Annotated in this window: 15 protein-coding genes; 8 read left to right on the plus strand and 7 right to left on the minus strand. The window is 40.0% G+C overall.

All coding sequences use genetic code 11. From position 1 onward, the window contains the following. Window positions 1–15: 15 nt before the first annotated feature. The 4 genes from CLV99_RS00820 to CLV99_RS00835 form a co-directional block, all read right to left on the minus strand. Window positions 16–468, minus strand: a complete 453-nt coding sequence (locus tag CLV99_RS00820; RefSeq protein WP_133582592.1) for a PepSY-like domain-containing protein — start codon at window positions 466–468, stop codon at window positions 16–18. A gap of 34 nt (window positions 469–502) precedes the next feature. Further along, window positions 503–946 (minus strand): PepSY-like domain-containing protein, encoded by a 444-nt coding sequence (locus tag CLV99_RS00825; protein ID WP_133582593.1) that lies wholly within the window; start codon window positions 944–946, stop codon window positions 503–505. Between the two features lie 86 nt (window positions 947–1,032). Further along, window positions 1,033–2,322: a sensor histidine kinase gene (locus tag CLV99_RS00830; RefSeq protein WP_133582594.1), complete on the minus strand. Its 1,290-nt coding sequence runs from the start codon at window positions 2,320–2,322 to the stop codon at window positions 1,033–1,035. Continuing rightward, the gene (locus CLV99_RS00835) at window positions 2,322–2,993 is read right to left on the minus strand and encodes a response regulator transcription factor (protein ID WP_133582595.1); all 672 of its coding nucleotides are present in this window, start codon (window positions 2,991–2,993) and stop codon (window positions 2,322–2,324) included. Before CLV99_RS00835 ends, CLV99_RS00830 begins: the two co-directional genes overlap by 1 nt. 228 nt (window positions 2,994–3,221) lie before the next feature. Between CLV99_RS00835 and CLV99_RS00840 the strand changes: the two genes are divergently transcribed. From CLV99_RS00840 to CLV99_RS00855, 4 genes are all read left to right on the plus strand, one after another. Beyond that, a complete protein-coding gene (locus CLV99_RS00840) occupies window positions 3,222–8,510 on the plus strand; it encodes a translocation/assembly module TamB (protein WP_133582596.1) in 5,289 nt (1,762 codons plus the stop codon). Beyond that, window positions 8,500–10,812, plus strand: coding sequence for a translocation and assembly module lipoprotein TamL (gene tamL, locus CLV99_RS00845; RefSeq protein WP_246032672.1), 2,313 nt, complete (start codon window positions 8,500–8,502; stop codon window positions 10,810–10,812). The genes CLV99_RS00840 and tamL overlap by 11 nt, the downstream gene beginning before the upstream one ends. Before the next feature lie 102 nt (window positions 10,813–10,914). Further along, window positions 10,915–11,853, plus strand: coding sequence for a malate dehydrogenase (locus tag CLV99_RS00850; protein ID WP_133582598.1), 939 nt, complete (start codon window positions 10,915–10,917; stop codon window positions 11,851–11,853). A 60-nt stretch (window positions 11,854–11,913) separates the two neighbouring features. After that, complete coding sequence (locus CLV99_RS00855; RefSeq protein WP_133582599.1) at window positions 11,914–12,369, plus strand: retropepsin-like aspartic protease; 456 nt, start codon at window positions 11,914–11,916, stop codon at window positions 12,367–12,369. A 51-nt stretch (window positions 12,370–12,420) separates the two neighbouring features. Here CLV99_RS00855 and CLV99_RS00860 read toward each other — a convergent pair whose 3' ends face one another. Further along, entirely contained in the window at window positions 12,421–12,837 is a 417-nt protein-coding gene (locus CLV99_RS00860; protein ID WP_133582600.1) for a T9SS type A sorting domain-containing protein, read from the minus strand. 256 nt (window positions 12,838–13,093) lie between these two features. Between CLV99_RS00860 and CLV99_RS00865 the strand changes: the two genes are divergently transcribed. Further along, window positions 13,094–14,998 (plus strand): KUP/HAK/KT family potassium transporter, encoded by a 1,905-nt coding sequence (locus CLV99_RS00865; RefSeq protein ID WP_246032673.1) that lies wholly within the window; start codon window positions 13,094–13,096, stop codon window positions 14,996–14,998. 99 nt (window positions 14,999–15,097) lie between these two features. On the opposite strand, the gene CLV99_RS00870 is transcribed toward CLV99_RS00865, so the two are convergent. Beyond that, a complete protein-coding gene (locus tag CLV99_RS00870) occupies window positions 15,098–16,786 on the minus strand; it encodes an amino acid permease (protein WP_133582602.1) in 1,689 nt (562 codons plus the stop codon). 172 nt (window positions 16,787–16,958) lie between these two features. After that, window positions 16,959–17,633 (minus strand): hypothetical protein, encoded by a 675-nt coding sequence (locus CLV99_RS00875; protein ID WP_133582603.1) that lies wholly within the window; start codon window positions 17,631–17,633, stop codon window positions 16,959–16,961. Between the two features lie 200 nt (window positions 17,634–17,833). On the opposite strand from CLV99_RS00875, the gene tyrS reads away from it, so the two are divergent. The 3 genes from tyrS to CLV99_RS00890 all read left to right on the plus strand — a co-directional run bounded on the left by tyrS (window position 17,834) and on the right by CLV99_RS00890 (window position 21,293). Beyond that, window positions 17,834–19,117, plus strand: coding sequence for a tyrosine--tRNA ligase (gene tyrS, locus CLV99_RS00880; protein WP_133582604.1), 1,284 nt, complete (start codon window positions 17,834–17,836; stop codon window positions 19,115–19,117). A gap of 148 nt (window positions 19,118–19,265) precedes the next feature. After that, entirely contained in the window at window positions 19,266–20,453 is a 1,188-nt protein-coding gene (locus CLV99_RS00885) for an aspartate aminotransferase family protein (RefSeq protein ID WP_133582605.1), read from the plus strand. Between the two features lie 93 nt (window positions 20,454–20,546). Beyond that, window positions 20,547–21,293, plus strand: coding sequence for an SGNH/GDSL hydrolase family protein (locus CLV99_RS00890; RefSeq protein ID WP_133582606.1), 747 nt, complete (start codon window positions 20,547–20,549; stop codon window positions 21,291–21,293). Window positions 21,294–21,334: the final 41 nt, after the last annotated feature.

Raw genomic sequence — 21,334 nt, forward strand, 5'->3', positions numbered from 1 at the left:
CCCATTTTTCTTTGGTTAAGGATCGATTCGAATAAACTTGCCAGCAGCGTCAAACTCTAGGTCCAACGCATTGGTCAACTCCACATCAAATCCATGTTTTTCTCTATCGATACTATTGATACCATCGTTGGGATAGTTTTCCTTCACATAGCCCACGATAGGTGCCAATACGAATGAAGTAGGTATCCCTACCGTATTATCAAGCGCTTCCACCTCTGTCCAGCTTCCATTTTTATCAAACTTCACTTCTATTCGATTATTCAGTAGCACTTGATATTCCGTTCCAGACAACGGCTCCTTTTCCCGAGTCACAGAAAGTATCTTTGCCTCTTTAAAATGATCATTTAAAAATGTATTTGCAGCTGTAGGCAGATTATCCACCTCAATGTTTTCTTCTTTATCACACGATACCACTGCAAATGCAACTGCCATTAAAAGCGTCAATTTCAATATTAACTTTTTCATCATATTTTTATATTACAGGTTACCCGTCTACTGGGCATTAATCATCAATACGGACAAATTTCCCCTTACTATTAAACTCAAGATCAACACCATTCGTTAGTTCAACTTCGTACTTACGGGATTTACGGGAGATCTGAACTATTTCATTGTTCGGAAAACTCTTTTTCACATATTCTAAAATGGACACAGGCACTATTTTCAAAGGAACCGCCTTTAGTTCAGCATCCACCTCTGTCCATTCTCCTTTAGAATCGAATTCCAACTTCACACCGTCTTTCAATTTTACTTCATAACTTTTACCTGCTAGAAATTCGCTCTCCTCCTTCACCAAGGTCACTTGATCTGCCGCATAATAAGTCGTCACAAAGACTTGTGCCTTTTTTGGTAATTGCGTAAATGTGATTATTTTTTCTTGCGCTACAGCAACAACTGCCATCACTAATAGTGTTACAGTCATAAAGGATTTCATCATTGTTTTCATCTTCTTATTTCTTTATTTGATTTATAACTCAAAGTTCGATTCCAATTTGGGAAACAATTGGGAATCGGAAGATGTTTTGAAAAAAATCACGAAACTTTTTCAAGGACAAAGCAGTGTTTCCCCGATTCGTACCTATAATGCAGCTTAATCTGATGCTGTCGTTCCAAGATCGACCTTACAATAGACAGTCCCAATCCATTGGAATGATTGTCCTGGCTCCCTTTGTAAAATCGCTCAAAGATATAATCTGGATTGAGTGCTCCAGAGTCGCTATCATTTGCTATTTCGATTTCATGTTCACGTATTGTCACCAACACATCACCACCCGGAATATTATATTTAATGGCATTACGCAGCAGGTTCGATAATAGTATATGCGCTAGATCTCTATTAAAATTGACATGAAACTCCTTTAGCTCTTCCTGAACTACAAATTTCACCTCCTTAAAGGAAGCTATATCTTCCAGATCATCCACCAAAGATTTGATTACAGTACTAAAATCCACCAAATCACTAGCCACATATTGGTTGTTATCAATACGCGACAACATAAGCAACGATCTGTTTAAACCCACCATCCTATGCAACGCTCCCTTCGCTTCCGACAGCTGTACCAATTGCGATTCCGTCAAGGTAGCATCATCCATCAAGAGTTCCAGTTTATTGATTGTTATAGCCAGAGGTGTTTGCAATTCGTGTGAAGCATTTTCTAAAAAACGCTTTTGAGCTTCAAAGACCGCTTCATTCCGATCGATCATATGCTTGACCTCTTTATTTAGTTCCTCAAACTCTTTCACCTTAGTAGGCACCGTCTCAAAACTCGAAGTATCTCCAAATCTATAACGGCTTAAATTATCCAACGTCTGTCTAAAAGGTTTCCAGGCCCGACTCAGTACCAGATGATTAACAAGAAGAATACTCAGTATAATCACAACATACAATACCGCCAGCGAGATTGCTAAATTAATCAGATAATCATCCTCCTCTACCGTCGAAGTCCGTATCTCCAGCGAATAAGGCTTGCCTTCCTTACTGTAGAAGCCAGTCCGTAGTACTCTGTAAGGTTCATCCTCATCATCATAAGGCATATAGATAAATTCCTTCGAAAACCGATTCTTATCCAGATCCTCCGCAGCGTGTTCTACAGGCAGAATCCGGAATTGATTGATTCCAAACTCTTTTGTGTTTTCTAAAATTTCGGGGCTATTATAAGCCTCCCTGATAATTTCAATTTTTTGATTCTTCAGCCCATCATCGATATTATCATACACTTCATCCATTAATATGGCATAGAAGAGCAATGCCCATACCGCCATCACAATGAGTATCGTGATGACAATAAATCGATTGGTATAGTATTTTACAGAAACCGCCATCACACTAATTTATAGCCTACACCGTACACTGCTTGTATATCCAACTTTGCTTTGGCATCTTTAAGTTTCTTCCGTAGGTTCTTAATTTGAGAATAAATGAAATCAAGATTATCCGCTTGGTCTGCATGATCTCCCCATACCGTTTCTGCCAGCGTTGTTTTTTCCAATAGCTTATTGGGCCTTAACAAAAAATAGTAAAGCACATCAAACTCTTTGCGATTGAGCTGCAACTCCTGTCCATCCACTTTGACAATACGATTGTCCATATCCAGCGATACATTTTGATACTGAATAATAGTATCCCCATGTTGCGTATTCCTACGTACAATAGATTTGATCCTTGCCAAAAGCTCTGCAAAATGAAAAGGCTTCGCCAAATAATCGTCTGCGCCGATCTCCAACCCCAACACCTTATCATCGACAGAGTCCTTTGCTGATAGTATGAGTACGGATTGATTTACATTCTTCTGTTTCAACAACCGTAACAAATCCAATCCATTTCCCCCAGGCAACATAATATCCAACAATACAATATCGTAAGGATAATTCAATATTTTATCCATCCCCTGCTCGTAGTTATCGGCACTTTCAACAAGAAAATGCTCCCGTTCTAGAAAATCCTGAATACTTCGAAGTAGCTCTACTTCGTCTTCAATTATAAGTACCTTCATAAACCTATTAAAGATAACAATATTTTTTGCCCCCAACGTCTATTGATAAATCAGCTTCTCCTTTCGACTGACAACACAATAATGGCACCATAATTTGGAAACATTTAGGAATTCTTTACATCAGCCCCAGTTTTATCGAGTTTCGACCATAAAAATTACATTTTAGTAAACATTTACCTTATTTTTACGTTATTATTAGAGGCTTGGCAATTAATACACATCATTGGTTTGAATAAATTTACGCGCGTTTTATTACGCATTTTTTTATGGATTTTTGGCTCCGTAATCGCCTTAGTCCTATTGGTTATATTCTTAATTCGTCTACCATCCGTTCAGAATTATATCGCGGGCAAGGTAGCGCATTACCTAGAAACCAAAATAGGTACACCGGTGAACATTGGTTATGTCAACATTACTTTTCCTAAAAAACTAGTACTGGAAAACATTTATTTTGAAGACCAAAGCCAGGATACCCTCCTTTCTGGAGAAAAGCTAATGGTAGATATCAATATGTTAAAAATATTGAAAAACACTATTGAGATTCAAGAAATAGATTTGGAAGGGATTACTGCCAAGATTACACGTTCGGCACCAGATGGTAGTTTTAACTTTGACTATATACTCAAAGCGTTCACTTCCGAAAAAGAAAGCACTCCTACGGCACCAGACACCGCCTCAGCCCTCCTATTCAATATTGACAAGGTAAACTTCGACCGTATACGCTTTGCCTACAAAGACGATATGATAGGTACCTCAGCAGATATTTGGCTAAATCATTTTGATACCCGTATCAAAACATTTGATCTGAAAGACAACATGACGTTCGACATGCCAAAAATCAACTTGGAGGGACTCACCGCCTACGTCAAACAGTGGGCACCTAGCACAGAAAGCACCAAGCCCAGTCCCGAAGATTTTGGCATCACCGACAGTAGTGCCAATACTACTGCACTACTTCCTAATATCGGCACCGAATTCATTAAGTTGAAAGACATTTTTGTACGTTATCAAGACGTTTCCTCTGCAATGGACACCAAGTTTGATATCAAAAATTTATCCGCCAATGTGGACCTGATCGACCTGAATAAAGAAGTGGTACGCCTCCGTGAACTGATCTTAGACCAATCGGACTCTTACGTCACCTTTGGAAAGACAACCAAAAAGACAAGTACCACATCTGATACTAGCAGCGTAAACTGGGTCGTGACTACCGATAAAGTCGTCATTGACAAAACAAATTTTGCATTCCGGGACGACAACCAAGCTCGAATGCAGGGTTTTGACTATTTCAATATCAAAATAACAAATTTAGCGGGTGCATTGGATGAGCTTCACTATTCAGCAGATTCGATAAGTGGTTCATTACTGAACCTAACAGCAAAAGATCATTCTGGATTTTATCTCAAGAAGTTGAAAGCAGACTTCACCTACACCAATACCGGTGCCACCATAGAAAATCTACTTGCAGAAACTCCAAACACGATCATACGGGATTATTTTAAAATTACTTACCCTTCACTCGATGCCGTAGCTAAGAACCCGGGACTTTTATCTATCGACGCCAAAGTCAAAAAAACGCAGATCGATATGTCCGACATCCGCTTCTTTGTCCCAGACCTCGAGCAAATGGATGTTATGCAGCCACTCTTGACAAAGCGTTTCTTTCTAGACGGACATATAGTTGGCAAGCTCAATGATCTTCATATCCCTTCGCTCAACTTCCGCACGCTCGACAACACCAATATTATTGCGAGCGCAGATATCAAAGGCCTACCCGATACGGATAAGCTTTTTATAAACCTCAATCTTAAGAAGTTAACAACAAGCAAAAAAGATCTAGACAGACTTATCGCAAAGTCGATGCTTCCTAAAGATATGGCTTTTCAGTTCCCCAATTCCATATCCTTATCTGGCACATTTAAAGGCGGCATGAAAGGTTTTGACACCAACATGAGCTTACTCACCGAAAAGGGAAATGCGACGGTCAATGGTTACCTCAACATGGCAGGAAGAGACACCACCTACGATGCCACCTTGTCCATTTCTGATTTCAACATTGGCCATCTACTAGAGCAAGATTCTACATTGGGTATAGTTTCTATAGATGCGCAAGTAAAAGGTCAGGGCCTCGACCCCAAGACAATGCGTGCATCGATGAGCGGAACAGTCAATCGCCTAGATGCAATGGGCTATCAATACCATGACATATTACTCGATCTAACCGCACAAAATGGAGATATCGCTGGCAATATCAATTCCATTGACCCTAATGTCAAATTTAATCTGGACATGGCTGCAGATATGCGCGGAGCCTATCCAGCGGTAAAAGCCGAATTGATGATCGACTCCGTCAATCTCAAAAACCTAAAGCTAATGAAGGATGACTTCCGCTATCATGGCAAGGTAAACCTAGATTTAACGACAGCTGATATCAACCACTTAAACGGAGATTTAATTGTCTCCCATTCTTCTATTGCCTATAATGACTCCCGCTATGCGCTAGATACCATATCGGTGACCGCTCTTGCCGACACCAACCGAAACGCATTAGTTCTCAAGTCCGAATTTCTAAAAGCCCACTTGGTTGGCAAATACAAACTGACCGAGCTAGCCGCCTCGCTACAGGATGTTGCAAAAATATATTACAATCCAAAAAACGAGCCTCCTACCCCTTTGAAATATGAAAATCAGAATTTCGAATTTTCAGCCACATTGAATAACTCCAGATTCCTTAGGGACTTTTTACCAGGTCTCGAAAGAATGGACGATATTTCTCTCGATGGCACCTTCAATAGTCAACAAAAGAGTATAATGGCTAAGTTAATAGCCCCTACCCTCATATACGATGGTATTGAGGTCAAAGACGTAGGCTTAGACATTATCACCGTAGATAGTACCATGTACTACTCCACATTAATCAACAAAATCAAAGTCAATAATATCGAATTGAACAATACGGTACTCAGTGGTAAAATCATTGAGAACAATTTGGATTTTGGACTATGGATAAAAGATAAAGCACAAAAGGACCGCTATCACCTTGGCGCAAAAATGAGTGTAGACGAGAGTAATTATATGCTTAGTCTATTTGAAGATGGTCTCATGCTAAATTACGACAAGTGGAATATCAACCCAAGCAATCAGCTTAGCTTTGGTAAAGACGGTATCCGTGCCCAAGATTTTAAACTAAGCTACAAAGGACAAGATTTTAGTATACAATCACAAGACAGCACATTCAATTCCCCTATCGATCTCACCTTCAACAACTTTAGGATAGAGACTTTCTCCAGTATGCTCGAATCTGATGTACTTAACTTTGGAGGGGGGATCAATGGTGCCGCTACAGTCTCCCGTTTATCCAGCAACCCTGTATTTGTTTCCGATCTGGAAATTAAAAAATTCTATTTTGGACAGGATACCGTTGGTAATATCTTAGTGAAGGTAGACAACCTCAAAGAAAACACCTATTCCGCTGATGTTAAGATTACAGAAAACGGAAACGATGTACAGTTATTAGGAGAATACATAGCACCTCCTACCGGAGAAGCTAGCTTTAATGCTTCCCTAGAATTGAAACCCTTAAAAATAAAAACTATAGAAGCCTTTAGTATGGGCTATTTAAAAAATAGCGAAGGTGACCTCAATGGTTTGCTTCAGATTGGCGGCAACTTCGATGCTCCGAAGATTTCGGGTGACTTGACCTTTAACAAGGCAAGAATGAATGTCTCTATGTTAAATGCTGATTTGTTGATGGACAAGCAAAAAATCACTTTCAACAACCAAGGGATCAACTTCAAACAGTTCGCACTGAATGACCTCAGAGGCAACCAAGCCAAATTAAACGGTAGCATATTAACAAAGAACTATACCGACTTTGACTTCAACCTCAATCTAACGACCAAGAATTTTGCGGCCGTAAACTCCACGAGAGAAGACAATGACCTATTCTATGGCAAATTGAATATTACCTCAAATATTCGCATATCTGGTGATTTAAATAAACCTGTTATTGATGGTGATGTCAAAGCGAATGAGAACACCGACTTTGTTTTTATCGTCCCGAATGAGAATCCGGGAATTGCGGAACGTGATGGTGTAGTCAAATTTGTGGATAAAAGCGACACTGCAAAGGCCAATATATTTGCTAGGCTAGACTCTATGACAACTGCCACTAAATTGTCGGGGATGGATCTCGCCCTCAATCTCAGTACAGACCGTGAGGCTAAGTTTAAAGTCATCATAGATGAAGGTTCCCAAGATGCACTGAACATACAGGGTATTGCCGAATTGAATACCGCCATCGACGCGAGTGAAAAAATAACGATGTCCGGCACATTTACTGTGGAGAAAGGAAACTATTCTTTCAATTTCGGACCTATTAAAAAAGAATTTGATTTTGAAAAAGGCAGCACTATTACTTGGAATGGAGATCCGTTGGATGCGCGGATGGATATTACAGCAGTTTATAAGGGCCGTTTCCCAACGCTAGAGCTGGTTAGCAACCAAATCGGTACAGAGAGCCAGAATCTATACAAACAACGGGTGCCTTTCAACGTCAAGCTGATCCTATCAGGCGAATTATTCAAACCTGATATCCGATTTGACATTGATCTGGACGAAAATAATGCAATCGTCTCTCAGGATGTAGTGTCCAAGGTAAATATTGGTCTCGCATCTTTACGCGATGACCCTGCCGAATTAAACAAACAAGTATTCTCATTGATTATTATGGGACGTTTTATGTCATCCAATCCATTCGAAAGTTTATCGGGGGGCGGTGGCGTAGAAGGTATGGCGCGTAGCTCAGTGAGCTCATTCTTATCTAGTCAACTGAACAACCTCGCTTCAGATTTGATAAAAGGGGTCGAACTGGATTTCAACTTACAGTCTGAGCAGGACTACCTTACAGGTTCCGGTCAAAACCGCACAGACCTTGCAGTAGGGATATCCAAAATGCTATTTGACGACAGATTAAAAATCACTGTCGGATCAAACTTTGAGGTGGAAGGTAATACCCGTCCAGGAGAAAAACCGAATAATATCGCAGGCGATATCTCTATAGACTATCAATTATCGAAAGATGGACGTTATTTCGCTAGGGTATATCGCAAAAACCAATACCAAGCCACCCTACAAGGACAGTTTGTAGAGACTGGTATCGGTTTTATCATTAACATGAGCTACAATAGGTTCAGAGAACTGTTTATGAGTTCAAAAGCACTGGAACAGTATTATAACTCAGACAATAGTAATTTCAGAAAACGGTTTAATGTAGATCGTATGGAGACGGACTCCATCTACCGAGATAGTGTTCGTACCATCATCAGAGACAGTTTGATACTACACAGCCCAGAGTTCCGCAAGCGGATGCAAGAGCGCGAAGCCCAAGAAAAACTACAGCAAACACAAGACTCGATCAAGAATAAAAAAGACAGTACACACCAAGGTGCAGAAGTTAAAAAGCCACTTTCTGCTATCCGCAATGAGGAGGAGGAAAGGAGACAAAATGAAAAATAGAATCAGGTCAATAATCGCATTTACACTATTTATTACAGTTCTATTTTCCTGTAGTTCGACCAAGTATATTGCCGAGGGAGAAAAACTATATACGGGAGGAGAGGTCGAACTCAAATTAGACACCGCTATTAACCCGCAACGGAAGCTCGCTTTTGAAGAGAATCTCGGGTCTTTACTTATGCCCAAACCCAATAAAAAAGCATTGGGAGTACCTTGGAAACTGCTATTCTGGAATATGGGCGGAGGCTATGATACTAGTAAGAACCTTGTTCGAAAGTTTCTTAAGAAACAAGGTGAAGCCCCTGTATTATTAAGTGACGTAAACCGAGAATACAACGAAAACCTTCTACGCAACCGCATGGAAAACATTGGTTTTTTCAATGCTACGGTAAGTTCAGATACTATCATAAAGGGAAAATACGCTAGTGTCCTTTACACTGCAGTACCTAGAAAGATATACCGCATCAACTCACTAAGCTACAGCATCGACTCTACGTCCCATATTGGTAAAGACATCCTCTCTGTAAAGGACGAATCTCTTCTTAAAGTAGGTTCAAACTATAGTCTTGACGTTATTATCAGTGAGCGGGAACGGATCGACAATGTATTAAAAAACAAAGGCTATTATTATTTCAATCCAGACAACATTCTCGTCGAAGTCGATAGTACCATAGGCAATCATAAGGTAAACATGTACACAACGATAAAGCCCGAAACGACCAAACAGGCCAAAGAACCTCAACGTATAGGCAATATCTACGTATATCCCAATTATACCTTAGGATCGCAGGGCTACACCCGCAGAAATTCGCGTAATATGGAACTGTACAACAAAAACATACACTTCATAGATCCGCAGAATACTTTCCGAAAGAAAGTATTAGCCAATCACATTTTCTTTGAAAAGGGCGAATTATACAACAGATATGACCACAATCAGACCATCAATCATTTGGTAAACCTGAATACATTCAAATTTGTTAAAAACAACTTTGAAAACAGTCCAGATTCTGCCAATACCCTTGATGTATACTATTACCTCACACCGCTTCCAAAACGATCTTTACGCTTTGAAATCTTAGCCAAGACCGCTACTGTATACAATGGGTCTGAAGCAAACGTGACCTGGTCACTACGCAACGCTTTCAAAGGGGCAGAAACTGTGACACTCAATGTATTTGGAGGATATGAAACACAGACCGGAGGAAAAGTCAATCTTAACTCCGCTTACTACAGATACGGTGCCGAGTTGGGGATCACTTGGCCTCGACTATTATCTCCCTATAAATGGGCTCCTTCGAAACGTTTTATTCCCAAAACCTATCTCAAAGTAGGATACGAATTTTTGAATAGACGAACCGCCTATGTCCTTAACTCTTCTACCTTAAGCTATGGTTATATGTGGAAGGAAAACGATCAAAAGCAACATGATCTTACTTTAGCTGAAATCATCTACGTACAACCTCGTAATATATCAGCAGATTATCAGGCGCAGATGGATACAGTTCCCACATTAAAACGTATAGTTGACCCGCAATTTTCGTTCGGACCAAACTACAATTATACCTTTACCAATTCGATGGATCAGAGTCTCAAACATACCTTCTATTTTAAAGGCGGTATCAATCTGTCTGGAAACGTACTAGGTTTAATTCAGGGGGCGAGTTACAAAAATGACGAGACACGCACATTATTTGGAACGGTTTACAGTCAGTTTGTCCGTGTAGAAGGAGACTTCAGGCATTATATGAAACTAGGAAAAAATTCCCAGCTGGCATCTCGACTTATGATAGGAACCAGCTACTCCTATGGCAACTCTTACTCTCTTCCCTACCTCAAACAATATTATAGTGGCGGTCCAAACGGACTACGGGCCTTCCGGGCTAGAGCAGTTGGTCCTGGTTCATCAGCACCAGAAAACATAGGAGCCAACAACTTCTTTGCTGACCAAACCGGAGATTACAAACTAGAATTGAACACGGAATACCGGTCCAAACTTGCTGGCTTTGTTCACTGGGCTGCTTTCGTAGATGCCGGGAATGTGTGGTTGCAAAGACCTGACAGTAATAAACCTGGAGGACAACTATCTAAAGATTTTATAACCGAACTCGCTGTTGGTGGTGGAGCAGGCCTCCGATTTGATTTTGATTTCCTCATTATACGTACAGATTTTGCTATGCCATTTAGAATCCCTTATCTTCCTAAAGGAGACCGTTGGGTATTTAAAGATATCGATCTAAAGAGTTCTAAATGGAGACGAGAAAACTTGATATTCAACCTGGCGATAGGCTATCCTTTTTAGCCTACTTGCCAGAGCAATCTATTGCTTTTTTTGCTAGTCCGCTTTGTTAAACGAGTAATATTAAGTAGATTTAGTAATCAGATATTCTAAACTTGAAAACCGATGAAAGTAACAATTATAGGGGCCGGAGCCGTAGGCGCTACTACAGCCGATAACATTGCAAGAGCCAATTTTGCGGAAGAGGTCGTATTATTAGATATCAAAGAAGGCGTCGCCGAAGGCAAAGCGCAAGACATGATGCAGACAGCAGCACTACTTGGCTTTGATACAAAAATTAAAGGTGTTACTAATGATTACCTACAAACAGCAGGTAGTAGTGTAGCGGTGATCACCTCAGGAATACCACGTAAGCCTGGTATGACTCGTGAAGAATTGATCGGCACAAACGCCAACATTGTTAAAACCGTTGTTGAAAACTTAGTAAAACATTCTCCGGACGTTATTATTCTAGTCGTTTCAAATCCTATGGATACCATGACCTACTTGGCACTAAAAGCGAGTGGTCTTCCTAAAAATAGAATAATCGGTATGGGGGGAGCATTAGACTCAGCCCGTTTTAAATTCCAGTTAGCAACTAAACTGAATGCCTCTCCTTCTGATTTAAATGCTATTGTCATAGGTGGGCATGGTGATACCACAATGATTCCATTGATACAAAAAGCAACCTGGAATAGCATCCCTGTAACACAGTTCTTGTCAGAAGAAGAACAAGCAGACATCGTCAAGAAAACGATGGTCGGTGGGGCTACATTAACGGCGCTAATAGGTACTTCTGCCTGGTATGCTCCAGGAGCAGCGACCGCAGCCATGGTCAAAAGTATTGTGCTAAATGAAAATAAACTCTTCACTGCATCCGTATATCTAGAAGGTGAAATGGGACAACATGACATCAACATCGGTGTACCTGTGATCATCAATAAGAATGGATGGGACAAGATTGTTCCTTTAGAACTCTCTTCCGAAGAGCAAGCTGCTTTTAAAGCAAGTGCAGAAGCGGTACGTAATATGAACGCTGTACTCAAAGACAGCAACTTTATTTAATCTTGGCTTAAATCCTTATTACGTCAGCAACGCTATGCGTTGCTGACTGAAAACACATACATGCATACAATTCCCTTACGACTTCTCCAATTAGAGGAAGAAGGCTTTCATATTATTGTTGACGTAACTGTATTCGGTATAGCTCACAAAATGGTTGTAGACACAGGTGCCAGCAAAACAGTATTTGATAAAAGCACACTACTCCAGGCCGGAATCACGGAAACAACATTCATAACATCCGAACTGTTGTCTACAGGTCTCGGGACTAACGAGATGAAAAGTGCTACCATGCAACTCTCGGAGTTTCAGATCCAGGATTGGGTCTGCGGTCCTATTGAGGTTGCTGTTCTGGACTTATCAACCATCAACTATGCCTATACACAAATGAACCTCCCCTCTATCATTGGTGTCTTAGGGGGAGATATTTTAGTAAACTATGGCGGGATAATCAACTATAAAAAACGGACACTGACCTTAAACAGTATAAAACGAAAAAAATCGCTATTAACGTTATAAGCGCCAAGCTGGAAAATTTATTAGAATAAATTTAGCGTGTGGGGTTGACTACTAACGAATAGAAATCCGTTTGACGACAGTCTCTGTACCAGAACTGACCCTTACAAAATAAAAGCCTGCAGACACCTTACCTTCTGTTTCAAACGAAAGGTTATGATTCCCCGCATCAAGAGGAGAGTTAGACAAATTCAGCACCTCATTGCCTAAGGCATCCATTAATTTAATGGATACATTATTCTGTTTTGTCAATTTGAAAGAAGTGGTGATTTGCGATGCTACTGGATTATACATCACTTTTACATTAGTAATCATTTTGTCTGTACCTTGATCCTTAGATTCTGAGCCAAACAGCTGATAACTTTCTGCATATCCTACGCTCTTCCCATGGGCATGGGTAGCATATACAGTAGCTGATAGCAGCAGTCCTGTACATATTATTTTTGCGTATTTACGGATATTTAATTTCATTATTTAATTTAGACAACAAGCAATTGGAAATGGTTTAATCAAATCTAAATAATCTGTCCCATACTTCCTAATACAAAGTTAGTTTTTTTAGTACTAGATAGGTATCATTTTTATTTTTTTTTCAGGCTTTTAACAATTTTTAACAAGAAAATTCGTTACCTCAGTATTTTGCTCTATATTGGCACCATATTTTAATAGTAACACAGTAAGAACACCTATGGGCTCAGACCATAAACACACACTTAACCGCCTTAGTATGGGCGGATTACTCATCTCCTTAGGAATTATATTTGGAGATATCGGAACTTCTCCCCTCTACGTATTCAAAGCAATTTTCAATCAAGGAACTATCGACAAAGACTTGGTCATTGGAAGTATTTCCTGTGTTTTTTGGACCTTGACTTTGCAGACAACGATCAAGTATGTATTAATCACCTTAAATGCCGACAATAAAGGTGAAGGAGGGATACTCTCCTTATACTCTCTAGTTCGCCGCAAAGCAAAATGGTTAATCATACCTGCTATTATAGGAGCGTCTACCCTATTGGCCGATGGTATGATTACCCCTGCCATCACCATATCTACCGCTATTGAGGGATTAGCTATCCACAACCCTTCCTTTCCAACGGTACCAGTGGTTGTTTTGATCATTTCGCTACTATTCCTTATCCAGCGTTTCGGAACCTCCATTGTCGGTCGGGTTTTTGGGCCTCTTATGCTGGTCTGGTTCAGCACCATAGGAATATTAGGCTTATCTTATATTCATTACGCACCAGAGGTTATCAAAGCATTGAATCCTTATTACGCACTCGAAACCATCATTAATTATCCCGATGCACTATTCATTTTAGGAGCTATTTTTCTTTGTACCACTGGAGCAGAGGCCTTATATTCTGATATGGGGCACTGTGGTAAATCGAATATTCGAGTCAGCTGGATTTTTGTAAAACTCACCTTAATCCTCAATTACTTTGGACAAGGCGCTTGGCTTATCATGCATGAGGGGTCGGTTTTAGGTGAACGTAATCCTTTTTACGCTATCATGCCCGATTGGTTTTTGATGTATGGTATTACCATCGCTACTATAGCCGCTGTTATTGCTAGTCAGGCGATGATCTCCGGATCCTATACCTTGATTTCGGAAGCTGTACGCCTTAACATATGGCCTAAAGTGACTATTAGATACCCTAGTGATCAAAAAGGACAACTTTATGTTCCTTCCATCAACCTTATCCTATTCCTAGGCTGTATGCTTGTAATCGCTATATTCCAAAAATCCAGCAATATGGAAGCAGCGTATGGGTTGGCGATTAATCTTACATTCCTTTCTACAACCATACTCGTAATATTCTTTATGATCCGTAAGCGGGTTAATAAAATATGGATCATTCTTTTTGCCATCGTCTACTTCACTATCGAGATTGGCTTCCTAATGGGCAATGGGGTTAAGATTGCACACGGTGGATGGTTGACCTTGATCCTTGCATTCAGTATATTCACGGTGATGTTTGCCTGGTACAATGCGCGGAAAATAAAAAATAGATATGTACGCTTTGATGATATCAAAAAGTACTTCCCTATTATATCAAAACTCAGTGAAGACAAATCAGTTCCTACCTTCGCATCACAACTGGTCTACTTGACCAGTGCCAATAATATCGAAGAGATAGAAACAAAGATTATTTATTCACTCATTAACAAGAAACCAAAACGGGCAGATGTGTACTGGCTGGTACATGTCGATGTTATGGATACTCCACATGCCCGGGACTATACCGTCAAACAACTCATTCCAGGAAAATTAATCCGTATTGATTTCAAACTCGGCTTTAGAGAAGAACAAAAAATAAGCTTGTTATTCCGTAAAGTAGTTGAAGATATGGTCAATAAAGGTGAAGTCGATATCACGAGTCAATACGACACCTTAAAAGAACATAAAATAACGGGAGACTTTAACTTTGTTGTTCTTGAGAAAGTATTCTCTAGAACCAGCGATCTAAGTTGGGGAGATCGCATCATTATGGAAATCTACAAAATATTAAAACACTTCAGTCTAAGCGAAGAAAAAGGATTTGGATTAGATAGTAGTTTCGTGACCTTGGAACGCGTTCCTCTAAACATCCCGAACACCGAAAACATTAAATTGAGAAGATTGAAATAAAAAGCAATTAATTAAAACGTAAAACCGTAAATAGGTAAAATTGTAAAGTAATAAACTCTTCACAATTTTACACTTTTACGGTTTTCTTTTTTATGCTTCTTACTGAGCGTCCTTATTCAACTTAGAGTGTTTGTACCCGTACATAAAATAGATCAGGAGACCGATTGCCAACCAAATGATAAAAATAATCCAATTGCTAGCACCGAGCTCACTCATAAGGTAGAGGTTGACCAAAATACCTATAACAGGAAGCAATGAAAAATTATGCTTAAAACTCATCACACTCATTACCAACCAAGTTCCCCAAAATACAACTACCAGCGACTTGTGTATGATTACATCTTTCGTACCTAGTGTCTGCCATTCCTGAAGGCTCTCCTTTCCATAAATAAACATCAATATAGCAGTAGCAATAAGTCCAATACCCACAAGATACTTGCCATTGATATAAGGGACCTTAAATTTTGATTTCTTCGACAGGCCTGTTTTATCCATATACAACACCCCTCCACATACTAGGATAAATGCAAAAAATGTCCCTACAGAGGTAAGATCTACAAAAAAGTCCATCTTAAAAAACAGTGCCGGTACTGCCACAACCACTCCTGTCACCAATGTAGCAAAAGAAGGTGTTTTATATTTAGGATGGATTGTAGCAAACTTCTTCCACAACAATCCGTCTCTACTCATCGTCATCCATATCCGAGGCTGTGCCAATTGAAAAACTAACAAGGCACTTGTAATAGCGATTACAGAAGTAACAGAGATTATACCAGCCATATGATCAAACCCAACATATTGAAACACATACGCCAAAGGGTCTTTTACGTTTAAATCCGTATAATTGACCATCCCTGTCAACACCAATGTAATCAGTACGTATAACACCGCACATATAATCAAACAATAGATCATAGCTTTCGGCAAATCCCGTTGTGGATCTTTACACTCCTCAGCTGTAGTAGAGATCGAATCAAAACCGATAAACGCAAAGAATACCGCGGCAATACCACTCAAGACTCCTCCCATTCCATTCGGAGCGAATGGTGTCCAGTTCTCCGGTTTGATGAAAAATGCTCCACCTATGATGACCGCTATGATTATCCCTATCTTAATCATGACCATGATATTACTGGCGCGTTGCGATTCTTTTATCCCAATGTAAACCAGCCATGTCACCAATACCGTAATTAAACCCGCTGGCAAATCAAAAACAATTGGTAAATCGCCAATCTTTGGAGCTGTGTTATACGCTTCAAGTGCAATTTTATCTATTCCAGATAGTTTATCTGCACCAACGAGCAGCATCTTTTCGTGTGCTTCGAGTGCATATCCTGGCGCCATGGTCAGCCACTTTGGAATATAAATACCAAATCCCTCACACATCGAAACAAAATATTGTGACCACGAGATAGCGACCACCATATTCGACACGGCATACTCCAAGACCAATGCCCATCCAATAATCCACGCAAACAACTCCCCAAAAGCGACATAAGCATAGGTATATGCCGACCCTGAAACCGGAACCGTACTGGCAAACTGGGCATAAGACAGTGCAGTAAACACACAGGCGAAAGCTACAAAGACAAATAAAAGTGATACTGCTGGACCACCATTATAAGCAGCCAGTCCAATGGTACTAAAAATACCAGCACCTACAATTGCTGCAATACCTAGAGACACTAAATCCCTAACACCCAAAATTTTTGCTAGCCCTGAGCCATGGGTTTTAGAGTCGATTAGAATTTGGTCAACACTTTTCTTTCTGAAAAGTTGATTTTTCATATATGTATAATTATTTCATGAGCTCGCAAGCTCGGTTTAATTTTTAATTGTCCATCCGCCAGCCGCCGAATCCAAACTGTATTCCTTTTCTTTTGTGCAGTTTCTGCCAAAAGGATATATCATATTTTAAAGTTTACAATAAGCTAAAAGCATTGGCTCACTGTACCGTACCTCACTCTAGCTTTTGACTTAAGTCGCTATAGATTTCAAAAAAGTCCTGCAACTGTGTCTGTTTATATTCGTCAAGCCTATTCCCCAATACTTCAATATGCGTCATAGTGGCTTCAAAATCCCATATGCGCTTACATATATTAAACAGCGCATGCGGAAGGTTCTCTATTTTAGCATAATCAAAGATATATCTAGAACTGACAAATCGGTCATAAAAAATAAAAAAACGATCGATATCAACATGTCCTAAATTTTGGAGATAGGCAGTTACCGCCTTCCTATCTACCTGATCTAGATACTCATAAAGTCTTCCCACGTTTAATAGGCTGTGTACTATCAGCTCATGATCCAACAATAGCTCTAATCCGATATGCGCCAGAAACGAGGCCCTTACCGGTAAATCAGCAATATCATCTTCAAGAACCAACCTCAACTGATGTGTATGCTTATAAAAGAAATCTGAGCTATGGAATAAGCGGTCTATCTCTACATGTCTAAGCCACCCCTCCGTTATAGACTGCGCCTTAGGAGTACTCCTTAAGACATCACCATATTTATGGATCTGAAAAGCATATTTCTTATCCACATTCTTTAGAAGATCCGGCAAAAGCCCCCCTAGAACCCTTTCAGGCTCTATAGCATAACGCTCAAAATAGTAGTGCGATAAAAAATTCACGACAGGAGTATCTCTTAAATTATCGTAATATACAGCTTAATATCTTATCTTTGCAATCTTATAATAAAAAAGTTAAACCGAGTGAAATGAATTCATATATATCATATGAATCGAAAACGCTCCTAATAAATAATCATATCATTATGAAATATCCAAAACAGGATATTCCATAAGAAAAATGAAAATCAAACACAACACTTATGAATTTTGTAGAAGAATTACGTTGGAGAGGCATGCTTCAAGATATTATGCCCGGTACCGAAGACTTACTTAACAAAGAGAAAGTATCTGGATATATCGGTTTCGACCCGACTGGCGATTCTTTACATGTCGGTCATTTGACCCAGATCATGACATTAATCCATTTTCAGAATGCTGGCCATAAACCTGTAGCCCTAGTGGGTGGTGCTACCGGGATGATTGGAGACCCTTCTTTCAAGTCGGCAGAACGAAATCTATTAGATGAGGCTACATTAAACCACAATGTTGCTGCCCTAAAGAATCAGTTATCAAAGTTTTTAAATTTTGGCGATGGTGACAACGATGCTAAAATGGTAAACAACTACGATTGGTTCAAAGATTTCAGTTTCTTGGATTTTATTCGTGATGTGGGTAAGTTAATTACTGTTAACTATATGATGTCCAAAGATTCGGTAAAGAAACGCTTAGAAGGCGATAACGGACTATCATTCACAGAGTTTACGTACCAATTAATCCAAGGATACGATTTCTATTATCTTTGGAAACACCACAACTGTAAAGTACAAATGGGTGGGTCAGATCAATGGGGAAACATCGTCACAGGATCAGAAATGATCAGACGCCAAGACCAAGGAACTGCATTTGCTGTAACGACACAGTTGATCAAAAAATCCGATGGGCAGAAGTTTGGTAAAACGGAATCCGGAGCGGTATGGTTGGACGCGAAGAAAACGTCACCGTTCAAATATTATCAGTTCTGGTTAAATGCAACAGACGATGATGCCAAAAGCTGGATCAAGATTTTCACGCTTAAGAGCAAGGAAGAATTGGATGCCATCATTGCAGAGCATGATACAGCTCCACATCTACGTACTGTTCAGAAAGCTTTGGCCAAAGATATTACCATCCGTACCCATTCTCTAGAAGCTTACGAGACAGCTGTTAAGACTTCTGAGTTCTTATTTGGCAATGGTTCTCTAGAGTTTTTAGCAAACTTAGAACATGAAGCTGTATTGGACGTCTTTGATGGTGTACCACAATTTACAATCAGCAAAGATGAATTAACAGAAGGAATCAATATCCTGGATCTTCTAGCTGTTAAAGCTTCTGTCTTCGCTTCCAAAGGCGAGGCCAAAAAGATGCTGACTGGCGGTGGTGTATCCTTAAATAAGGAAAAGCTTAGTGATATCGAACAAACGATAAGCGCAGAACAGTTAATAAATGGCAAATACCTGGTAGTCCAGAAAGGTAAAAAGAACTACTTTTTGATTACCGCCGAGTAATACCATAAGTAATAAAAGTAAGCCAGAAGCCACTTCTCACAAGAGTGGCTTCTGTTTTTATTGTTCCCTTTGTCTTATTGCTGTATTAAGCTTCGAGTTTCTTACCACTATTTTTTTACTTTTTAGTTTTTACTTTTTAATTTCGTATATGATCAGTAATAGAGAGTTATTCTTAAAAAACACGGCTCAAACATCAGAAAGTCCCCGTCTGATAGAAGTCGAAAGAGCTGAAGGCTCTTATTTATACGGCCCACAAGGGCAAAGATACCTAGACCTGGTTTCAGGATTCAACGTAAGCAATATTGGACATCGCCACCCTAGAGTGATTGCTGCCATAAAAGAACAATTGGACAAATATATGCACGTGACTGTGTATGGCGAATTTGTTCAAGCGCCCCAGGTTCAGTTTGCGACCAAACTACTAGAACAACTTCCTCCTTTCTTTCAATCTGTCTACCTGACCAATTCAGGGGCCGAAGCTGTAGAAGGATCCATGAAGGTAGCCAAAAAATTTACGGGTCGTAGGCAGATCATTGCCGCAAAAAAAGCCTACCATGGCAGTACCCAAGGCGCGTTAAGCTTGATTGGCAATCCCGCCTATCAAGAAGCATATGCTCCATTATTGCCCGAGATTGATTTCATCACGTTCAATGATCACGATGACCTGTTTCATATCACGACAGCTACAGCAGCCGTAATTGTCGAAGCCATACAAGGTGAGGCCGGTGTACGTGTCCCGGATGTAGCTTACATGCAGGCGTTACGCCAAAAATGTACAGACACTGGAACCTTATTGATCTTTGACGAAATACAAACAGGGTTTGGACGCACAGGTTCACTATTTGCTTTCGAACATTTCGGCATCATCCCTGATATATTGATGCTTGCCAAAGGTATAGGCGGAGGCATGCCATTAGGTGCATTTGTCGCTTCTAAAGAAATAATGGATGTCATCAAAGCCAATCCTATGCTCGGTCATATCACCACTTTTGGAGGCCATCCCGTAAGCTGTGCAGCAGCCTTAGCATCTCTGGAAACTATCTTAGAGGAAAAACTAATCGAAGGAGTCGCAGAAAAGGCGGCTTTATTCCGAAAAGAACTGAACCATCCGCACGTTAAAGAAATACGAGGACTTGGCCTGATGATGTGTCTACAGGTTGACAATTTTGATCAAGTCTACAATATCAGTAAATACTGTGCTGAAAACGGCGTCATGATCGACTGGTACCTTCATTGTGAAACAGCATTGCGGATAGCTCCTCCATTGACCATTTCGACGACCGAGATTCTGGAAGCTTGCCAAGTCATTAGGACTGCGCTAAACAAATATTGTTAATGACTGATATCCGGTAGTAAAGCGTTAATTTGATGGATCATTCTGAAAAGCTGTTATATTTTTTGTAGTTTTAGAATACTAAACCTATAATACATGAACAACAGAAGAACATTTATCAAAAGTTCGGTACTGGCTTTAGGCGCTACCGTACTGGCCAATCAAGTCTCAAAGGCAGCACCGCTCGCCACCAAGAATAAATTGGAGATCAAGCAAAACGACATTATTTTGTTTCAAGGCGACTCCATTACAGACAATGGTAGAGCCAAAGACAACCTCTTGCCCAATGACATTCAAGCATTAGGCAGAGGTTATGCGATGCTTGCCGCTAGTGCCATGCTGAACAAATATGCCGAAAAGAACCTTAAAATATACAATAGAGGAATCAGTGGTCATAAAGTACCCCAACTACAGGACCGTTGGCAAGCCGATTGTATCGACCTCGCTCCTTCCGTATTAAGTATTCTTGTTGGAGTAAATGATTATTGGCACAAAAGAAGTGGAAACTATTCCGGTACAGCCCAACTCTATAAAGAACAGTATCAAAAACTACTGGATACAACGCTAGAACGCTTTCCACAGCTCAGGTTAATTATCGCTGAACCCTTTGCGGTTAAAAACGTAAAGCATGTCGACGACAGCTGGTTTCCTGAATTCGCACACTATCAAGAAGTAGCCTCTGATATTGCAAAAGAGTATAAAGCAGTATTTCTTCCTTATCAAAGTATCTTCGATACCGCCTGCAAACGAGCTCCTGGAGATTATTGGACGACCGATGGGGTACATACTTCGGCTGCTGGAGCAGACCTCATGGCAAAAAACTGGTTAAATTGCTTTAAATAAACAAATAACAAAAAAAGCAACTCTTAACATTAACTTAATAT

Source organism: Sphingobacterium yanglingense (assembly GCF_004363245.1).
GTDB classification, from domain to species: domain Bacteria; phylum Bacteroidota; class Bacteroidia; order Sphingobacteriales; family Sphingobacteriaceae; genus Sphingobacterium; species Sphingobacterium yanglingense.

Coding starts and splice junctions, on each gene's coding strand:
- tyrS (WP_133582604.1), top strand. CDS start 17,834: ATGAATTTTGTAGAAGAATTACGTTGGAGAGGCATGCTTCAAGATATT.
- CLV99_RS00835 (WP_133582595.1), bottom strand. CDS start 2,993: ATGAAGGTACTTATAATTGAAGACGAAGTAGAGCTACTTCGAAGTATT.
- CLV99_RS00830 (WP_133582594.1), bottom strand. CDS start 2,322: ATGGCGGTTTCTGTAAAATACTATACCAATCGATTTATTGTCATCACG.
- CLV99_RS00825 (WP_133582593.1), bottom strand. CDS start 946: ATGAAAACAATGATGAAATCCTTTATGACTGTAACACTATTAGTGATG.
- CLV99_RS00885 (WP_133582605.1), top strand. CDS start 19,266: ATGATCAGTAATAGAGAGTTATTCTTAAAAAACACGGCTCAAACATCA.
- CLV99_RS00870 (WP_133582602.1), bottom strand. CDS start 16,786: ATGAAAAATCAACTTTTCAGAAAGAAAAGTGTTGACCAAATTCTAATC.
- CLV99_RS00850 (WP_133582598.1), top strand. CDS start 10,915: ATGAAAGTAACAATTATAGGGGCCGGAGCCGTAGGCGCTACTACAGCC.
- CLV99_RS00860 (WP_133582600.1), bottom strand. CDS start 12,837: ATGAAATTAAATATCCGTAAATACGCAAAAATAATATGTACAGGACTG.
- CLV99_RS00855 (WP_133582599.1), top strand. CDS start 11,914: ATGCATACAATTCCCTTACGACTTCTCCAATTAGAGGAAGAAGGCTTT.
- CLV99_RS00820 (WP_133582592.1), bottom strand. CDS start 468: ATGATGAAAAAGTTAATATTGAAATTGACGCTTTTAATGGCAGTTGCA.
- CLV99_RS00890 (WP_133582606.1), top strand. CDS start 20,547: ATGAACAACAGAAGAACATTTATCAAAAGTTCGGTACTGGCTTTAGGC.
- tamL (WP_246032672.1), top strand. CDS start 8,500: ATGAAAAATAGAATCAGGTCAATAATCGCATTTACACTATTTATTACA.
- CLV99_RS00865 (WP_246032673.1), top strand. CDS start 13,094: ATGGGCGGATTACTCATCTCCTTAGGAATTATATTTGGAGATATCGGA.